Source organism: Marinicella meishanensis, from assembly GCF_019931145.1.
Taxonomy (GTDB): domain Bacteria; phylum Pseudomonadota; class Gammaproteobacteria; order Xanthomonadales; family Marinicellaceae; genus Marinicella; species Marinicella meishanensis.
On sequence record NZ_JAIOUV010000007.1, the window covers coordinates 188743 to 203534 of the forward strand.

Consider the following 14792-nt stretch of genomic DNA (forward strand, 5'->3'; position numbering starts at 1 on the left):
ATGGAGATCCGCAACAACGAACAGTTGATTGAATGCATCAACCAAGGCAAACGGCTGAAGTACGTGTTTTTCTGGGGTCATCGGCAAACCACCGATGGCACCATCAGCAAAAGTTGCTTCAGCCAATGGTACCCGGCCCCCTTCACCATCGAGGGGGCCGACTACCCCACTGCTGAGCATTACATGATGGCCGAAAAAGCCCGGCTGTTCGGCGATCAGGCCATGGTCAAAAAAATCTGCCAAGCCAAATCGCCCGGTGCGGCCAAAAATTTCGGCCGCCAGGTCCAAGGCTTCAATGAAGACACCTGGAATGAGCACCGCTTTGACATTGTGTGCCGGGCCAACCTGGCCAAATTCAGCCAACACCCCGAACTCAAACAGTTTCTGCTCAACACCGGCACCAAAGTCTTGATCGAAGCGTCCCCTTTCGACCGCATCTGGGGCATCGGCATGGCCGCCGATCATGCCAACAGCCACAACCCCCGATTGTGGAAAGGCCTCAATTTATTAGGTTATGCCTTAATGACGGTGCGAACACAATTGGTTGAATAAGATTTTAGTGATTGTAAATAAAAAGCTGAGTAGCTGAAATGACTTTTTTTAATGTCATTTCTTAATATGAAAATGAATCCAAATAATTCAACACATCCTCAATGACGTTAAAGACCTCGTGTTTGCTCAGACTGATTGCATTGATCACATTGATGTTTTCGGGTTCATGATGGTCTGCCCGCCAAAATGACCATGTGACGTTCAGACAACTGTCCCAATCAACCAGAAATGCGGTGACATTGTCAGTGATTGCATCCCAACCCATGAATTGGTGAGCCGGGTAAACTGAGTCATCGAATATGTTATGGTTTACTGAATGCTCATCACGGGTGCTGTAAATGAACTGATGGACTTCTTTAGGTGTCTTGTCATCAAAAAGGTGGGTGAATTGTGAGAAGTCACTGATCCGTTTTAAATCATGTCTGAGGTCAACTTTGAAAGTACCCAAATAGGCTGTGTTGTCATCACAAGTGATCAATTGACCACCCAACCAAATATCCACTCGGACATACTGCTGGTTTTCAAGATGTTGAATCTCAAATCCCAACTTCTTTGAACTTCCAAACTGCAGTTTTTCACCAGCCATCGGATCAGTCATCTTGTGAACTCACTTGGCTTTGAATGAATCGATACCATTGATCCTCATCTGATTGGATCAATTCATAGGCTCTGCTTTGATACAAGTGCTCATCCAGCAACAAATAATTCTGGCCCAATTCAAAACAAGTGGTGTGCACATGCGGTTCTAGGAAATGACCCAACACCGCACGGCCCGCAGAGCCCTGCCAAAACTCAGGCTGTAGGTGACCATCGTAATCATGGGTGAGATCGCAGGGATAAGTCAATTCACGTTCTTCGATACTCACAATCAGGGTGTCACCGACATCCCACTGCCCCCTCAACATTTCCTTGATTTCAAACAGGGAGTGGGTGGCGGTGGGTGCAGCGGCTTCAACTGCGATGGATCGCAACAAGCCATTCAAGTCCATATCATTTGGGCTTGTTTTGGCATCGAGCAAAGCAGTCTCACTGCGATAGACGCGAATGGCTTCGGCCAATACGATGCGCTCGGTACCCGGCAGCAAGACCTCAGCCACATGGGATTCAAACTCATGGTGGGGAGAAATGCCAGCAAGCAACAGAAAATTCAAAAGTCCCATGTCACTTCTCTGCCGCGAATTGCTTGATGAAGGCACTGTACTGGTCTTTCATGGGTAAATCCATGTCCACTTTCAATCGCTTTCTGATGGCCACCACCGATTCACTGGTTTTGGGATTCAATGCCGGTTTCTCATACTCTGCCCAGTACACCCCTATCCCGCGTTTTTGCCAACTGGGCAAATCATTGAAATTGATGCCATTTTGATACAGAAATTCATTCTTTTCAGCGGTTGATTTGCCGGCGTGCCTGGCGGTGGCTTCGCCTGCATCCAGCCCCTGTTTTCTGGAAGCCCAGTAACAATGGGCATTCAAAGCATTGCGGTGGGCATCTTCATGGCGCCAGCGAAAATAATCCACCACCCGTTTGGCCGATGGCAATTGACAGATGCGACAGTCAAAAGCAGCCACATCACCCAAGGCCAAACTGAATTTGGCACTGGCTTCGCCGGCCAGGATGGAGTTGAGCTTGCGTTCTTTGCGTTCAAAAGTGCTGTCTTCCAATGCCAATAACAAAGAAATTTCATCACTCTGCGTGTAGCCATAATTGATTTTGAAGCCGCATTGCATCAAATGTTGAACGGTCGCCACCATCATGTCCTTGAAACGCACATCATAAGGGGCATCAAATTGATGCTTGTCTTTGGTTAAGGTGGTGAAACAGCGACCATCGATGCGTGCCACCACATAAACACCTGGCAACACACAATGGTCATGGGCGGTTTCATACACCCGCATTTGTTGATCTAATTCGTTAAATTTCATCGTTCCATGCCTCAATCACAAATTCATCGTTGATGATTTCCAGATAATACAATTCATCAAAGCCTTCTGCTTTGGTGGGCAACTGCAACTTGCCATAAGTTCCCCGGATGCCGGCCTCAGGGATGCAGGCTTTGCCTGTACGTTGTTCGTTGCGCTGCAGGCAAGCGGCCAATTCAGACTTGAAATAATAGCCTGTGACACTGAATTGATGCGTTTTGAAGCCTTCAATGTACTTGGCGCGATCGGCAACCGTTGGATTGGTGTTGTCAATCACCACCGGTTGTTTGGCTTGTAAGCACGCTTGAAACAAAAGCCGCTCCCGATGGCGGGTTTTTAACATGTCCATGCTCAAACACAAATGCGTGTCTTGCAATTGCTGTTTGAAAAAAGTGGACTTGCCACTGCCTTGTATGCCAATAAAGATGACGCCTTTCATGAGCTATTTAATGCCTGCTGTTTTGTGTTTTGACCTGAGCCAAGGCAACCATTGTTTTATTCTCAATCAAAATTTCTGCACATTTCAAAAACCACGATTCAGTTTATGGCTTGACACAAGCACCTCCTCTGAAACAAACCCTTTTTCACAGTGTTCACAGTAAAAACCATCCATCACTTGTTCTAAAGGCGCATCAGGCCTATTTTCAACTTTGACATCATCAACCCTTAAATCGGTGAAGTACTTCAACCTGGGATCGATCGAAGGTGAGTCCTTCCAAATGGGGTCAATCAAAATCATTTTTCGCCTGACCATTTGGTAATCACCACAAGTAGGACAAGTTTCATGTTGACTATTTATTATTTTTTCAATCTGCCTGATCCCCCTTTCCATCTTCTCGCGGGCTGAACTGTTGGCGGAGTGGACTTTGATTTGGGGTGGTTTGAAGCCTTGGGTGAATACGGCTTCTTCGAGCCACAGCACCACGTCGTAGCCGGTGCCGCGCTCGTCATCGCCCAAATCATGATCGAGGCTGAGTTCAGTGACTTGGCCAGTTTGCAACAATTCGATGGCTTCATCGGGCCAGTAGACCCGCTGCCAGCCTGGCGGAGTTGGGCGTTCGTCATCCAAATAGACTTTCATGGTGCTTCCTGTTCCTTGGTTGAAGTTGTTATCATATGATTTTTCTTTGACCCAAACAACCAAGAAACCATTCAACCTGACCATCCAAACACCCGGGCGCGGGTATTATTTGATCACCGATCGGATTGAGCAGGCTGTGGCGGAGGCACTGCCAGGGGTTGAGGCGGGTTTGTTGCATGTGTTTTTGCGGCATTCTTCGGTGGGCTTGACCATCAATGAAAATGCCGATCCGACGGTGCGGGAAGATTTCAAGCGCTTTGAGGAGCATTTGGTGCCGCGGGATTTTCCATTTCATCTTAATTATGAAGGGGATGATGACATGCCGGCCAACATCAAATCATCGCTGCTGGGTTGTCAATTGACCATCCTGGTCAGTGAGGGCCGCCTGGCTTTGGGAATAATTCTGCGTCCAATTGCTGATCAGGTCTGAGGTTGAGATTATTAAATAAATCATATATCATCACTGAACCTGTCTAAAAAGGATTGTTTTCATGAAAAAAATTGTGACTGCCGTCAGTGCTATGACACTTACATTGCAAGCAAATGACGCGTTAAGTAAGCAACTGGACGATGAAATATTAAATATTGAATTTTCAAAAGAATCAATTTCAGCAGGAGGTGCAGAGCTACTCTTACTTAAATCGGTGGATTTGACTAATGACGCCGATAACTCATCAAGTGTCACATTTGGGGACACCTTAACTTACTCCATAGATATTGTTAACACAGAAACATTTAATGCAAGTGGAGTATTCCTATCGGATACCCTAAGTTCGAGGACTGTTTTGGATAATGATTCTATAACAACAAGCCAGGGAGTCGTTACAACAGGATCATCCCCTGGAGACAGATCGCTGGTAATTGATGTGGGCACTATTCAAGACAGATCCCTGGTTGAAATTAGATTCGATACAGTTGTCAATAGTACCGCCTATGGGCCAATAACAAACCAAGCAGTTTTGATATCAACTAATTTTCCTTCTCAACTTTCTGATAATCCAGATACTCCAGCACCTGATGATCCTACAGAAATTTTGCTGATGGGCGAACCTGTGGATGTACCCGTATTGAATAAACCAGTGGGGATTCTGGCCTTGATTTTATCCATGTTACTGGCTGTTAAATCAAAACTGTTCCCAAGAAGAGAACAGTAAAATCGCAAAATGACGCAATAAGCCATTCAAGTAACCAATGGAAAGATATGTTCCTCAAAAACAAACCCGTTATCACAGCTGGTATGAACATTGGCACAGGTATTATTTTATTGCTGAAATTGTTAAAGACAGAAGGGTTTGTGATGTTGCCTGTGGAGAAGGATATGGGAGTGCGTTGTTAGCAAAAAGAGCAAGTGAAGTGGTTGGAGTCGACGTTGACAAAGCCACAATTCAACATGCCAATGAAACTTATGGGGACATAGAAAATGTCGAGTTTATAGTTGCTAATGCAACCGAAACTCAATTTATAGAAAACTCATTTGATGTCATTGTATCTTTTGAAACATTAGAGCATTTATCTGAGCATCAACAACTTATCAGAGAGTTTAAACGGATTTTGAAAAAAGATGGCTTATTGATTATTTCCACACCAGATAAGTTGGTTTACTCTGGGGACAAAGAACACAATGAGTATCACGTGAAAGAGTTAACGAAGTTGGAATTTGAGGATTTAATGAAATCAGAATTCAAATACAACATGATGTATGGCCAAAAACTTCAACTGTTTTCAGTGATTGAGCAATTTAAATTGGATAAACATGACCCAGATAAACTGTCTTGTGTTGTTGAAGAAACCGATGATGAACCAGTTAAGAATGGTCCCAACTCGCTGGCAAAGTACTTAATAATGATCGGTTCTGATAACCCCGATACCATTGATAACCTTGACTTGTCGACTGTGCACAGTTTTTCTGACAAAGAAAATCAGTTATTAAACCACTATGATATGCAAATTCAACGCTTGATAGAAATTGATAAGCAGAATCATGAATTGTTAAAAACAATTGATCAACAGAAATATCTTATTGGCCAACTCATGTCCAGAATTGGCCTGTGAGATTAATCCAAAAACAAAGCACTTGACCAAGAATCCATATGGTCTTCAAGGTAATAATTTTTTTGCACCCAATTTTGCATATTTTGTGCCAACATCATACGGGTTGCTGAGTCTGTTGCTAAATGGATGATATGATCAATCCATAGTTTTGGCTTATTTTCTAGTTTGAGAGCGGGTGAAGAGTGATAGGGAACAATGTCAGAGCAGATAACAGCAGCGCCTATGGCTCCATATTCAAGTAACTTTAAATTACTTTTGGCGAAGTTAAAATCATTGCTCACCAATGGTGCAATGGCAATGTCCAGTTGCAAAGAAGACAAATAACTGTGATATTCTCCCAACGAAGTTTGTGAATGGAATTCGATAAAATTTGGATCAACAGCTTTGGGTTTATCACCATAAAACACCCAGTCCACGTATTGACTGGTTCCGTTGATCACCTCAGTGAGCCAATCAATGTCGGCAGAATGTTGTTCTGCACCGGCCCACCCAATTCGAACTTTTTGATTTTTTAATTGATTTCTCATAGGCCATAAATACCTGGAAATCATGTTTTTAACAACGATGATGTCGTCATGTAAATCTTTATACTGTTGAGCAAGAAAATCAGTAGAAACAATCAGTCGATCAACGTGCTTCAATGCAAACTTCAATCGTTCAAACATGTTTTTGGGGTTGGATTTTCTCAGTTGATTGTATTCTGGCAAATCAGTAACCAAGTCATCAATGCTGAATATAATAGGAATGTCCATCATTTGACGGTATGTTTTGAGAGCGGACAATTGGACATCGCTGAAAAAATTATGTAACAAAAGAACATTGGGTTGTTGTTTGGCCAATTCACAAACTGTGGGTGTTTTGTGCTCCCTTTGTTCTGGCAAAAAATGTGAACTTATTTGATTGGTGGCAACCAATGCGGAAAGGGGTGATTTAACTCGATAGTAGCCACTGGCCCTACTGTCATTTGCATAAGCCAATATCCGAGGCAATTGTTTTGGCGTTTTGAATGTGCCAAAGTTTGGGTCTAATTCCAAAGTATCCTGACTGTTGAGTGATCTAGAAACATACACTGGGCGCTTTAAAAGGCTTGCAAAATTGGCAAAAAGCGCGTCACGCTCTTTTGCTAAGTCACCTTTTTTCATCAATGAATAATGCGTAGGCAATCCTTTTTTTGAGAAACCATGGGTCGGCATAAGGGCAATTTTAAACCCCAGTTGCGCGATTTTAATGCTCATCATTTCTGATTGATGAAATTGAATTTCATCATCACACAAGCCACCTAATTTTTGCCAACATGAACTTGAAATCATCCAACAATCTTCATCTAAAAATTCATTCATTATTGGATAATTTTTGGCATCAAATCGTTGGTCCCACAAGGGTCCATAGCCAAACACATAGTTGCCTTTGCCAGCTTTGTTTCCAAATAATGAATGTGGGGCACTGCTCACAGGAAAAGAGGGAGAAATTCCGCCCACTTCAAACCAGCCTAAATATTGAATAAGTTGAAACAAGGCATCTTCATGGACAATGCCCACATTGTCGTGAGTAAAAAAGAGAACGTCAGCCGACTGTTTGTTCATGACTTGAGTGATGGCACTGGATGAACAACTGTGATCAATGGGATGAGAAAAAACTTTTTCAGTATCACTGATGGTATTTGTTTGGTCAATAAAGACATGAATGCTTAAAACATCCACATGTTTTTGATTCAGCAAGGTATTGATTAAATGAGATAACTCAGTGTTTTTTCCTGTACTAACAATGGCAATGGAAATCGATTGGGTGCAGTACGATGGCTTGATGCATGGTGAGTTTTTATTGTTTTTCCAGTCTCTGGCCCATAACTGATCATGATGGTAATAACTGAGGTGAGGGAAATACTGAATGCCATCCAGACCATCCTTAAGAATGGTGTCTGATAAAAAATTTGATGTTGTTTTTTGCCCTCCAAGCAAAGCTTCAAGATCAGATTCCTCCGTCAGAAGTTTCATTTTTGGCTTCATTAATAAGCAACCTATCAGATGGCTTCTTCTGAGCAATCTGAATGGATCAAATTTTCCAATAAATTGAGGCGCATATTGTTTTAAATTTTGGTTATGCAGTGCATAATCTGCCAAGCCAATTGAATATTTTGACTCCATGAATGTATGGACCCAGTTGCCAAAATTGTCGTTGAATAAATGGCCTGCATTGATCAAGCAAATCGCATTCTCATTAATTAACCTCTTGATCTCAGAGTCAGAGGGGTTAATTATGGTTTCGCATGAGGCTGCAAAGGATTCAATACTTCGCCGAGTCAGTTGAATTAATTCTGGGTCCTTGCCAAGAATAACGATCACTGTTTCAATTGGTTCTTTCCAATCGCTCAATCCTTCCAAGGTCATGGGAGCACTCAGCCAATCACTCATCAAGTCAGCCCCTGAGGGAGAAGGTTTATCAAGTGAGTGCTTGAATGCATTGACGCTGCGTTCAGGCTTGAGCATGCCAGGTTCAATACTTTCTTGATGATAGATTGTCTTGAATACTGCATGTGGTTCATGTATTTCTGGCTTTTTATTGGATAGAAATTTCCTGATTTTTGCCGATGTTTCTGGTTCATCAAACAATGCCAGCTTGATGGTTTTGGCTAAGCTGCTTGAGTCATTTGAGTCGAATATTAAGCCATTTTCTTTGTGCACGACTCGATCATTGATTGCACCAAGGTTTGGAGCGATGACCAGACAGTGATGGTTCCATGCTTCGGTTAATGTGATGCTGTAAGTTTCTGGAAAAACAGATGCCAAAACAATGACATCAACCGCATTGAAATGACCTTCTAACTCATCTCGAGAATAACTTCCTGTGACTTCAATATCCAGTGGTTTTACCAGATTGGTAAGAACGGCATCAACACCACCAATGATCTTCCATTGAATGTCGTAATGACTGAGCTGTTGATGTGCTTGCAGGAATGTTTTGGCGCCTTTTGGTATGCTGAAATTACCTAAAAAGGCGACTGTGGGCGGCTTGTGATTGTTTGTATGAGCGGTGGATTTGGGTTTGAGTGTAAAAACAGGTTCAACCACATGAGTTTTACTTTTTAACCCTTTGAATCTTTTGGATAACAATTCCTTCAGGTATTGACTGGGGGTGAAAACGGATTTTGCATGACTAAAAATTTGATCCCAGTACTGATTTCTTGTGGCAATGAATTGTTCTGTAGATACGCTGGTGAACCTTGAGCTGCCTTGAAGACAGTTAATGCAATCCTTGTCTGAGGGAAGGCATTGTTGTTTTTGACAATACGCCAAACTGGTTCCAAATCCAGTTGTTAGCTCATAATTATGGCAAATTCCAAAATGATCATGACATGACAACAAATAGGGAATTTTTAATTCAGCACAAATCAGAGGCCACATCACTGTCCCCAAACCGACCATTGAGTGAAAATGCACCAAATCTGGCTGATTATACAGTGCAATTTGCATGAATAACTGATCCAGTTTTTCGTTATTGAGATCCGCTGAAAGTTTACCAATTTGACTGTTGCTGGAATGGGCAAGAAATTGAAAGTAACACACCCTGACATGATCAGACTTGATTTCATGTCGAACTGTTTGATTCGGCATTGTCGTTGCTGCAGGCACCCAAATTACATGGTTAAATTGACTGCTTAATTCATCAATCAGTTGTTTTGTAAAAAGCTCTACTCCGCCTTTGAAATCAATCCCATGTATGACATGAAGAACTGTTTTTAGATTTTTCTTCTGTTGTGAGAATAGATATTCTTCAATCAAGTGTATGGGATTGTTTTCAGCAAATGATTTCACTTCTGATGAATATTTTGGCCATCTGATATCCAGCAAATGTTGGTGACTCTCTTTCAGGGACAATGAGCTGTCTTCAAAACTGGCAGAACCTTTATGAAATACATAAGCAGCACAAGCACAGGCGATATCAAATCCATTCTTTCTTAAAGTGAAAGAGTAATCACATTCTTCACCATAACCAGGATCAAAATAAGGGTCAAAACCACCAAATTGGTCAATAATCACCCTTTTAATTAGCATACAAGAGCCAACTGCTGTTGGGATTGGGTACCAATGGCCTGTGAAAAATTTTAAATGAGGATGATCATCACATACATGTTCATGTAAGCTTAAAATGGTGGCATTGTCAGATAATGGGCAAACGATCCCTACAGTAGGTTCGTTGGCAATAATAACCATTTCAGTTAACCAGTTTTTGGTTACAACCGCATCTGAATTCAGAACAACAACATCCTTGTGGGTGTCTTTTAAGGCCAGGTTGACGTTTTTTAAATAACCCAGGTTTGATTCATTGAAGTGTAGTTTGATGTGTTTGTGTTGTTGACCCATGTCAATCAGCCACGGTTTGATTTTTGGATCGGTGCTGGCATCGTCATAAATATGAATGGCATTGGATTTTGGTGTGTGCTCAAGAATCGACTCCAGGCATTCCTTGACCGCCTCAAGTCCATTGAAGACGGGTATTATGATGTCGTATGTTTGATCAGAATTGAGATCACTCACATGATTTAAATGCACTTTTGATTCAATTTTTCTTATGTACTTTTCTATTTCCATGTTAGTTTTTTACTGATAACAAACTGGCAAGGCCTGAGAATAACAGACACATTTTAGGGTAAAAATAATGGCATAACCACTAGAGGAAACCCACTGGGTGAAGACATCGGTTGATCACTACTTGAGGTTGTTACGAAGTTTATTTCTTACCTCAAAGAATGACAAAATTTGAGCGTGCGTTGGTTGCAACTTATTATTTAAATCATTTTATATGTCATCTGATCGTTATTTGTGAATATCCCTCTTTAACTCTTAAGAAATTCTGCATTTTTTGATTGTTCTTTTGATAGGTCATTGTTTATTAATTATAATAGAGTGACCAATTGACAAGGATGAAATCCAAATGAGCAGAGTCTTCATATTTTTCTTACTGTTATTTTTACTAACAAACATAGCCAACGCTGATGATTTTGATGTCGATAAAGTGGCTTACCTGGTTGCGACGGGTGCCAAAATTATTGAAAACAGCGAATCAAATAACCTTTCTGCCCATTTCATTGAAAAGTTAAAGCAGTACGATGTCCGCCTGATGCAAATGAGGGCAAATGAAGACCATAAAACCAACCCGGAAAATGCTCAGTTAGATGCCCTCCATGTCGATTTAAGGGCATTATTATCTTTGGTTGATGAAAGTACCAAACCTTTGACACTGGTTACGGACAATATCAATTTTAACAATACGGGAATCATCAGAGGACGGGTATCTGGTGGCCCTATAAATAACAGTAACTATCTCCTTTGGTTATATAGATCAGATGGTTCATATCACTCCATTACTTTCAGTAATTATTTGGGTGAGTATGAATTTGATGACTTGAGTCCTGGCAGTTATTTTGTCTACCTTGATAGCGAATATGATTATATAGCACAGTTCAATGGCGGCATCATTTGTCAAGGGGGCCTGGGAATTGGTTGCAACTTGAATCAACTTATTCCGATAGAGATTGACGCCACCAACGGTATCGAAACAGTAGACTTTAACGTCATAGAAAAAGCCAAGATCACAGGTAAAGTAAAAAATACCATTGGTAACTATTTGGGATATGGAACAGCCAAGTTATACAACCAAGATCAAAACCTTGTTGACTCATCTTATGTTTCTGGTTTGGGGGAGTATACTTTGGTGGTACCTGATCCAGGCAGATATTATGTGACGCTTTCCGTTTTTGATTACATTGATGAGGTATACAACAATCAACATTGTGATACTCAGGGCTGCCCTTTCGACACGGCTCAGCTGATCAATGTGGGATTGGTAGGCACAACTGTTTTGTCTGATTTTGAGATGGAACCACATCAGGATTTTTCGGGGACCGTACTTGACCATCAAACACTTGATAACATTGATGAAACCACAGTAATCGAAATTTATGATGCTGAGAATTATGCTTTTGTTGATTCTGAATATTACAATGCTGGTCTGCCTGCAGGAACTGTCTACAATTTCTCAAGAATTCCACCCGGGCAATATCATGTTAAAACCAGAGCAGACAGCTATTTGGCGCAAATTTTTTCATTAAAAAACTGCCTGAACAGCAGCATCTTTAGTTGTGATTTTGCACAAAGCAATGCCACAGTGATCAACCATGGTTCAGAAGTTGCAACCAACAACATCAATTTCAGGTTATTCGAAAGTGCGAAAATCAGCGGGTCTATCCAAGATGAATCTGGACTATTGGTTGAGGGTACTGCAGTCTTTCTGTACAACCAAACTGGAGTGAATATTTCTTCTTATTATTCGCCTGATGGTCATTATGAGTTCGATGGATTGGGTAATGGAATTTACTATATCAGTGCCTATAAAAGGGGGTATTTAAACACTTTATACCCTCAAATGGCCTGCTCGGACTACTCAAGTTCGCAATGTTTTGTTGCCAATGAAGGTGAACAAATTTTGATTTCAGGGTTGGAAAATAGAGAAAATGTGAATGTGACCCTGCAGTCTGGGTATTCATTAAATGGCACCATTTCAGATACGACAGGTCAAGGCATAGAGGGTGCCGCTGTTTATATATATAAAGCTGATGATTCATCATACAGTTCATTCTCCTATGCTTATACAGACGCTCAAGGCAATTATGTTTTGACCGGTATTCCAGCCGGACAATATCACTTAATAGCCAATGCTTACGAATATCAGCCAGAAGTATATAACAACATCCCGTGCCCATCGATTTATAGTTGCCCAACACAGAATGGCGATGTCATCAATGTGAATGAGCAAAGCCATAACGACAGCTACCATTTTTCGCTTAATCAGAATGCCAATTTGACTGTTGATTTAGAGACAGCATTGGAACAGAGTGTTCAGGGATACGTTGTGATATTTGACGATGAAGGCCGCTGGGTTGCCAACCGAAATGTTTATGATTCAAGTGTGACTTTCAATCTACCCAGAGGACACTATTACATCATATTTTACGGTAATAATTCAACGTACTTTTCAAATGTATATGGCAGTGGCAGTTGTGTGTCTCACGCTTGTAGTTTACAGGATGCTGAACCACAATTCTTCGATACAGGTGGTAATTATACCATCAACATGAACATAGACAGGAAGCCTCGTATTCATGGTGAATTTTCTGAAATCAATGATGGTGACCTCAGCTTTGCACCACATAACTTCGTTTTTTATCAAAACAATCAAGAGGTTTTGAGAACACAGGTCAACTACAATCATCTCTCCGGAGGGTTCAGTTTCTATGCCCCCTTGATCGGACCAACGAAAATTGCTGTGGAAAAATCTGGTTACTACCATCATTTTTATGACAACATCAACTGTCTGGGTGATGGCTGTGGTTTGAGTGCATCAAACACAGTCCAACTGAATGCCAATCAAGACATTGAATTAAATTTCATGCTCAAACCCATTGCCAGTATCAACGGGCAAATAACCAACCCCGAAACTGGTGGTTTATACAATATGACAGTCAGTTTATTGAATGAAAATGGAGCCCAGATACAATCCACCAGATCAGATCCAAATGGTTTGTATAGGTTCCATGGATTGGAAGCCGGCTCGTATTATGTATTGGTCAATGGTTCTCGGTTTTATGAGTCCACTTTTAATGGTAACACCCCATGTGGCTTAGAATGCACCCATGAAAACGCTGATCCTATCAACTTAAATACCAACTCACATACAACTGTTGATATCAGTTTGCTGAGAAAAGGTGCTGTCTCAATCAACGAACTCAGGTATACCAATGGGCAAATCGCTAACAATGTAAGGGTTAAAATGATCAGAATTGATAGCGGGCAAGTCACATACTCCGGATATATTCCAGATGATGGAAATGTCCCCCCATTCTATTTATCACCCGGGGAATACATAATAACTGGCACCCCATATAGTTCTGATGCTTTAACCACCTTCTACAAGGGGGTGTTGTGCGATCAAGAGTGGAGTCAATCATGCGTAAACCAAGCACAAATTATCAATGTTGAATACGGTTCAGATATTGATATCAATGATTTTGAAATTTTCTCAAACGGATCCATTGAGGTTAACTTAACAAGTGATGTTACTGGCAATCCATTACACAATCACAGCGTCCAATTTTACAATGAAGATTTTGAATTGCTGGGTATTGCTGAGTCTGATTTTAATGGGTCAGCTCAAATCAATACTTTGCCTCTGGGGAATTATTATATTTATGTTGAGTATGATGGATTCGGTGTCAGTGGTTATCTTTCAGAATTGTACAATGACATCAACTGTCCATTGGGCCTTGGTGTCAGTTGTCAATTAGCTGATGGAGATTTGGTCTCTGTTAATACCAATGAATTAGTCAGCATCGACATGGCTTTAGCAGACAAACCGAAGTTGATTGTTAACGTTCTGGATTCTCTAACTCAGGAGCCATTGGATTCAACCAGAGTGACTGTTTTTGATCAGTCCGGCCAGTACGTCACCAGAAACTATGAAGATGGAACACACCAGTTTGTTCTGGAACCAGGCACTTATTTTGTAACGGCTAAATCAGATTCAAATTTCAATCAGAAGGGTTTCCCTGATGTTCTGTGTAGTGATGATTTTGATATGGTCTGTGATTCACCACTGGCACCGGTCACGTATGACATCGTCAGTGGTGATGTAGAAATCAATATTTCACTTGATTTTGTGCGTGGAATTCAAGGTTTGGTTTTAGATGGTATCAGCAATATACCAGTCGAGGGCGTAATTATTGATTCTTGGAGAGTTGATAATGGTTCATACTTTATCAATGCTCCTGCAGTTTCAAATGCCGACGGAATATTCAGAACGTATCTGGATCATGGCCATCATTATGTGATTGGAACCGATATACCGAATTCCATGAACTACATGAATCAAATCTATGACAAGGTTTATTGTCCTGAAGGTCCTGCCGTTGATGGCTTGTGTGATCTGTCAATGGGTGACCAAGTCAATGTCTCTTACAACAATGATGTGCCCGAAATTGTGGTGTTTGGTTTATTGGAAGATGATATTTTCCAATCCAGTTTCGATTAATTTTAATGGTCTCCAGGATGTGGATGAACACTGGCCCCACTTAAATCTGTCGGGTATTAAAAAAGTTTGATAAACACTGATGGCTATTTATGGCGGTGCAAAC

General features: G+C 41.3%; 10 protein-coding genes. 5 read left to right on the forward strand and 5 right to left on the reverse strand.

The genetic code is table 11. The annotated features are described in order from the left end of the window. Nucleotides 1-552, forward strand: coding sequence for a riboflavin biosynthesis intermediates N-glycosidase (gene ybiA, locus K7G70_RS13155; protein ID WP_223789117.1), 552 nt, complete (start codon nt 1-3; stop codon nt 550-552). 590 nt (nt 553-1142) lie between these two features. On the opposite strand, the gene K7G70_RS13160 is transcribed toward ybiA, so the two are convergent. From K7G70_RS13160 to K7G70_RS13175, 4 genes are all read right to left on the reverse strand, one after another. Beyond that, nucleotides 1143-1712 (reverse strand): hypothetical protein, encoded by a 570-nt coding sequence (locus K7G70_RS13160; RefSeq protein WP_223789118.1) that lies wholly within the window; start codon nt 1710-1712, stop codon nt 1143-1145. Nucleotide 1713: 1 nt separating this feature from the next. Then, nucleotides 1714-2475, reverse strand: coding sequence for a tRNA(His) guanylyltransferase Thg1 family protein (locus K7G70_RS13165; protein WP_223789119.1), 762 nt, complete (start codon nt 2473-2475; stop codon nt 1714-1716). Further along, nucleotides 2465-2911, reverse strand: coding sequence for an ATP-binding protein (locus K7G70_RS13170; protein ID WP_223789120.1), 447 nt, complete (start codon nt 2909-2911; stop codon nt 2465-2467). Before K7G70_RS13170 ends, K7G70_RS13165 begins: the two co-directional genes overlap by 11 nt. 84 nt (nt 2912-2995) lie before the next feature. Continuing rightward, complete coding sequence (locus K7G70_RS13175) at nt 2996-3553, reverse strand: cyclic-phosphate processing receiver domain-containing protein (protein ID WP_223789121.1); 558 nt, start codon at nt 3551-3553, stop codon at nt 2996-2998. A 46-nt stretch (nt 3554-3599) separates the two neighbouring features. Here K7G70_RS13175 and K7G70_RS13180 point away from each other — a divergent pair, with 46 nt between their 5' ends. The 3 genes from K7G70_RS13180 to K7G70_RS13190 all read left to right on the forward strand — a co-directional run bounded on the left by K7G70_RS13180 (nt 3600) and on the right by K7G70_RS13190 (nt 5605). After that, nucleotides 3600-3983, forward strand: coding sequence for a secondary thiamine-phosphate synthase enzyme YjbQ (locus K7G70_RS13180; RefSeq protein ID WP_223789122.1), 384 nt, complete (start codon nt 3600-3602; stop codon nt 3981-3983). 61 nt (nt 3984-4044) lie between these two features. Then, nucleotides 4045-4707 carry a DUF11 domain-containing protein gene (locus K7G70_RS13185; RefSeq protein ID WP_223789123.1) on the forward strand — a complete coding sequence of 221 codons (663 nt, stop codon included), beginning with the start codon at nt 4045-4047 and terminating at the stop codon, nt 4705-4707. Nucleotides 4708-4744: 37 nt separating this feature from the next. Then, complete coding sequence (locus K7G70_RS13190) at nt 4745-5605, forward strand: class I SAM-dependent methyltransferase (RefSeq protein ID WP_223789124.1); 861 nt, start codon at nt 4745-4747, stop codon at nt 5603-5605. Nucleotides 5606-5607: 2 nt separating this feature from the next. Here K7G70_RS13190 and K7G70_RS13195 read toward each other — a convergent pair whose 3' ends face one another. After that, complete coding sequence (locus tag K7G70_RS13195) at nt 5608-10194, reverse strand: glycosyltransferase (RefSeq protein ID WP_223789125.1); 4587 nt, start codon at nt 10192-10194, stop codon at nt 5608-5610. A gap of 343 nt (nt 10195-10537) precedes the next feature. Between K7G70_RS13195 and K7G70_RS13200 the strand changes: the two genes are divergently transcribed. Next, on the forward strand, nt 10538-14689 hold the full coding sequence (locus K7G70_RS13200; protein ID WP_223789126.1) for a carboxypeptidase-like regulatory domain-containing protein: 4152 nt from the start codon (nt 10538-10540) through the stop codon (nt 14687-14689). Nucleotides 14690-14792 lie beyond the last annotated feature (103 nt).

Excerpts from the sequence above, each read along its gene's own strand:
- ybiA (WP_223789117.1), top strand. The coding sequence starts at position 1 with ATGGAGATCCGCAACAACGAACAGTTGATTGAATGCATCAACCAAGGC.
- K7G70_RS13160 (WP_223789118.1), bottom strand. The coding sequence starts at position 1,712 with ATGGGACTTTTGAATTTTCTGTTGCTTGCTGGCATTTCTCCCCACCAT.
- K7G70_RS13165 (WP_223789119.1), bottom strand. The coding sequence starts at position 2,475 with ATGAAATTTAACGAATTAGATCAACAAATGCGGGTGTATGAAACCGCC.
- K7G70_RS13170 (WP_223789120.1), bottom strand. The coding sequence starts at position 2,911 with ATGAAAGGCGTCATCTTTATTGGCATACAAGGCAGTGGCAAGTCCACT.
- K7G70_RS13175 (WP_223789121.1), bottom strand. The coding sequence starts at position 3,553 with ATGAAAGTCTATTTGGATGACGAACGCCCAACTCCGCCAGGCTGGCAG.
- K7G70_RS13185 (WP_223789123.1), top strand. The coding sequence starts at position 4,045 with ATGAAAAAAATTGTGACTGCCGTCAGTGCTATGACACTTACATTGCAA.
- K7G70_RS13190 (WP_223789124.1), top strand. The coding sequence starts at position 4,745 with ATGGAAAGATATGTTCCTCAAAAACAAACCCGTTATCACAGCTGGTAT.
- K7G70_RS13195 (WP_223789125.1), bottom strand. The coding sequence starts at position 10,194 with ATGGAAATAGAAAAGTACATAAGAAAAATTGAATCAAAAGTGCATTTA.
- K7G70_RS13200 (WP_223789126.1), top strand. The coding sequence starts at position 10,538 with ATGAGCAGAGTCTTCATATTTTTCTTACTGTTATTTTTACTAACAAAC.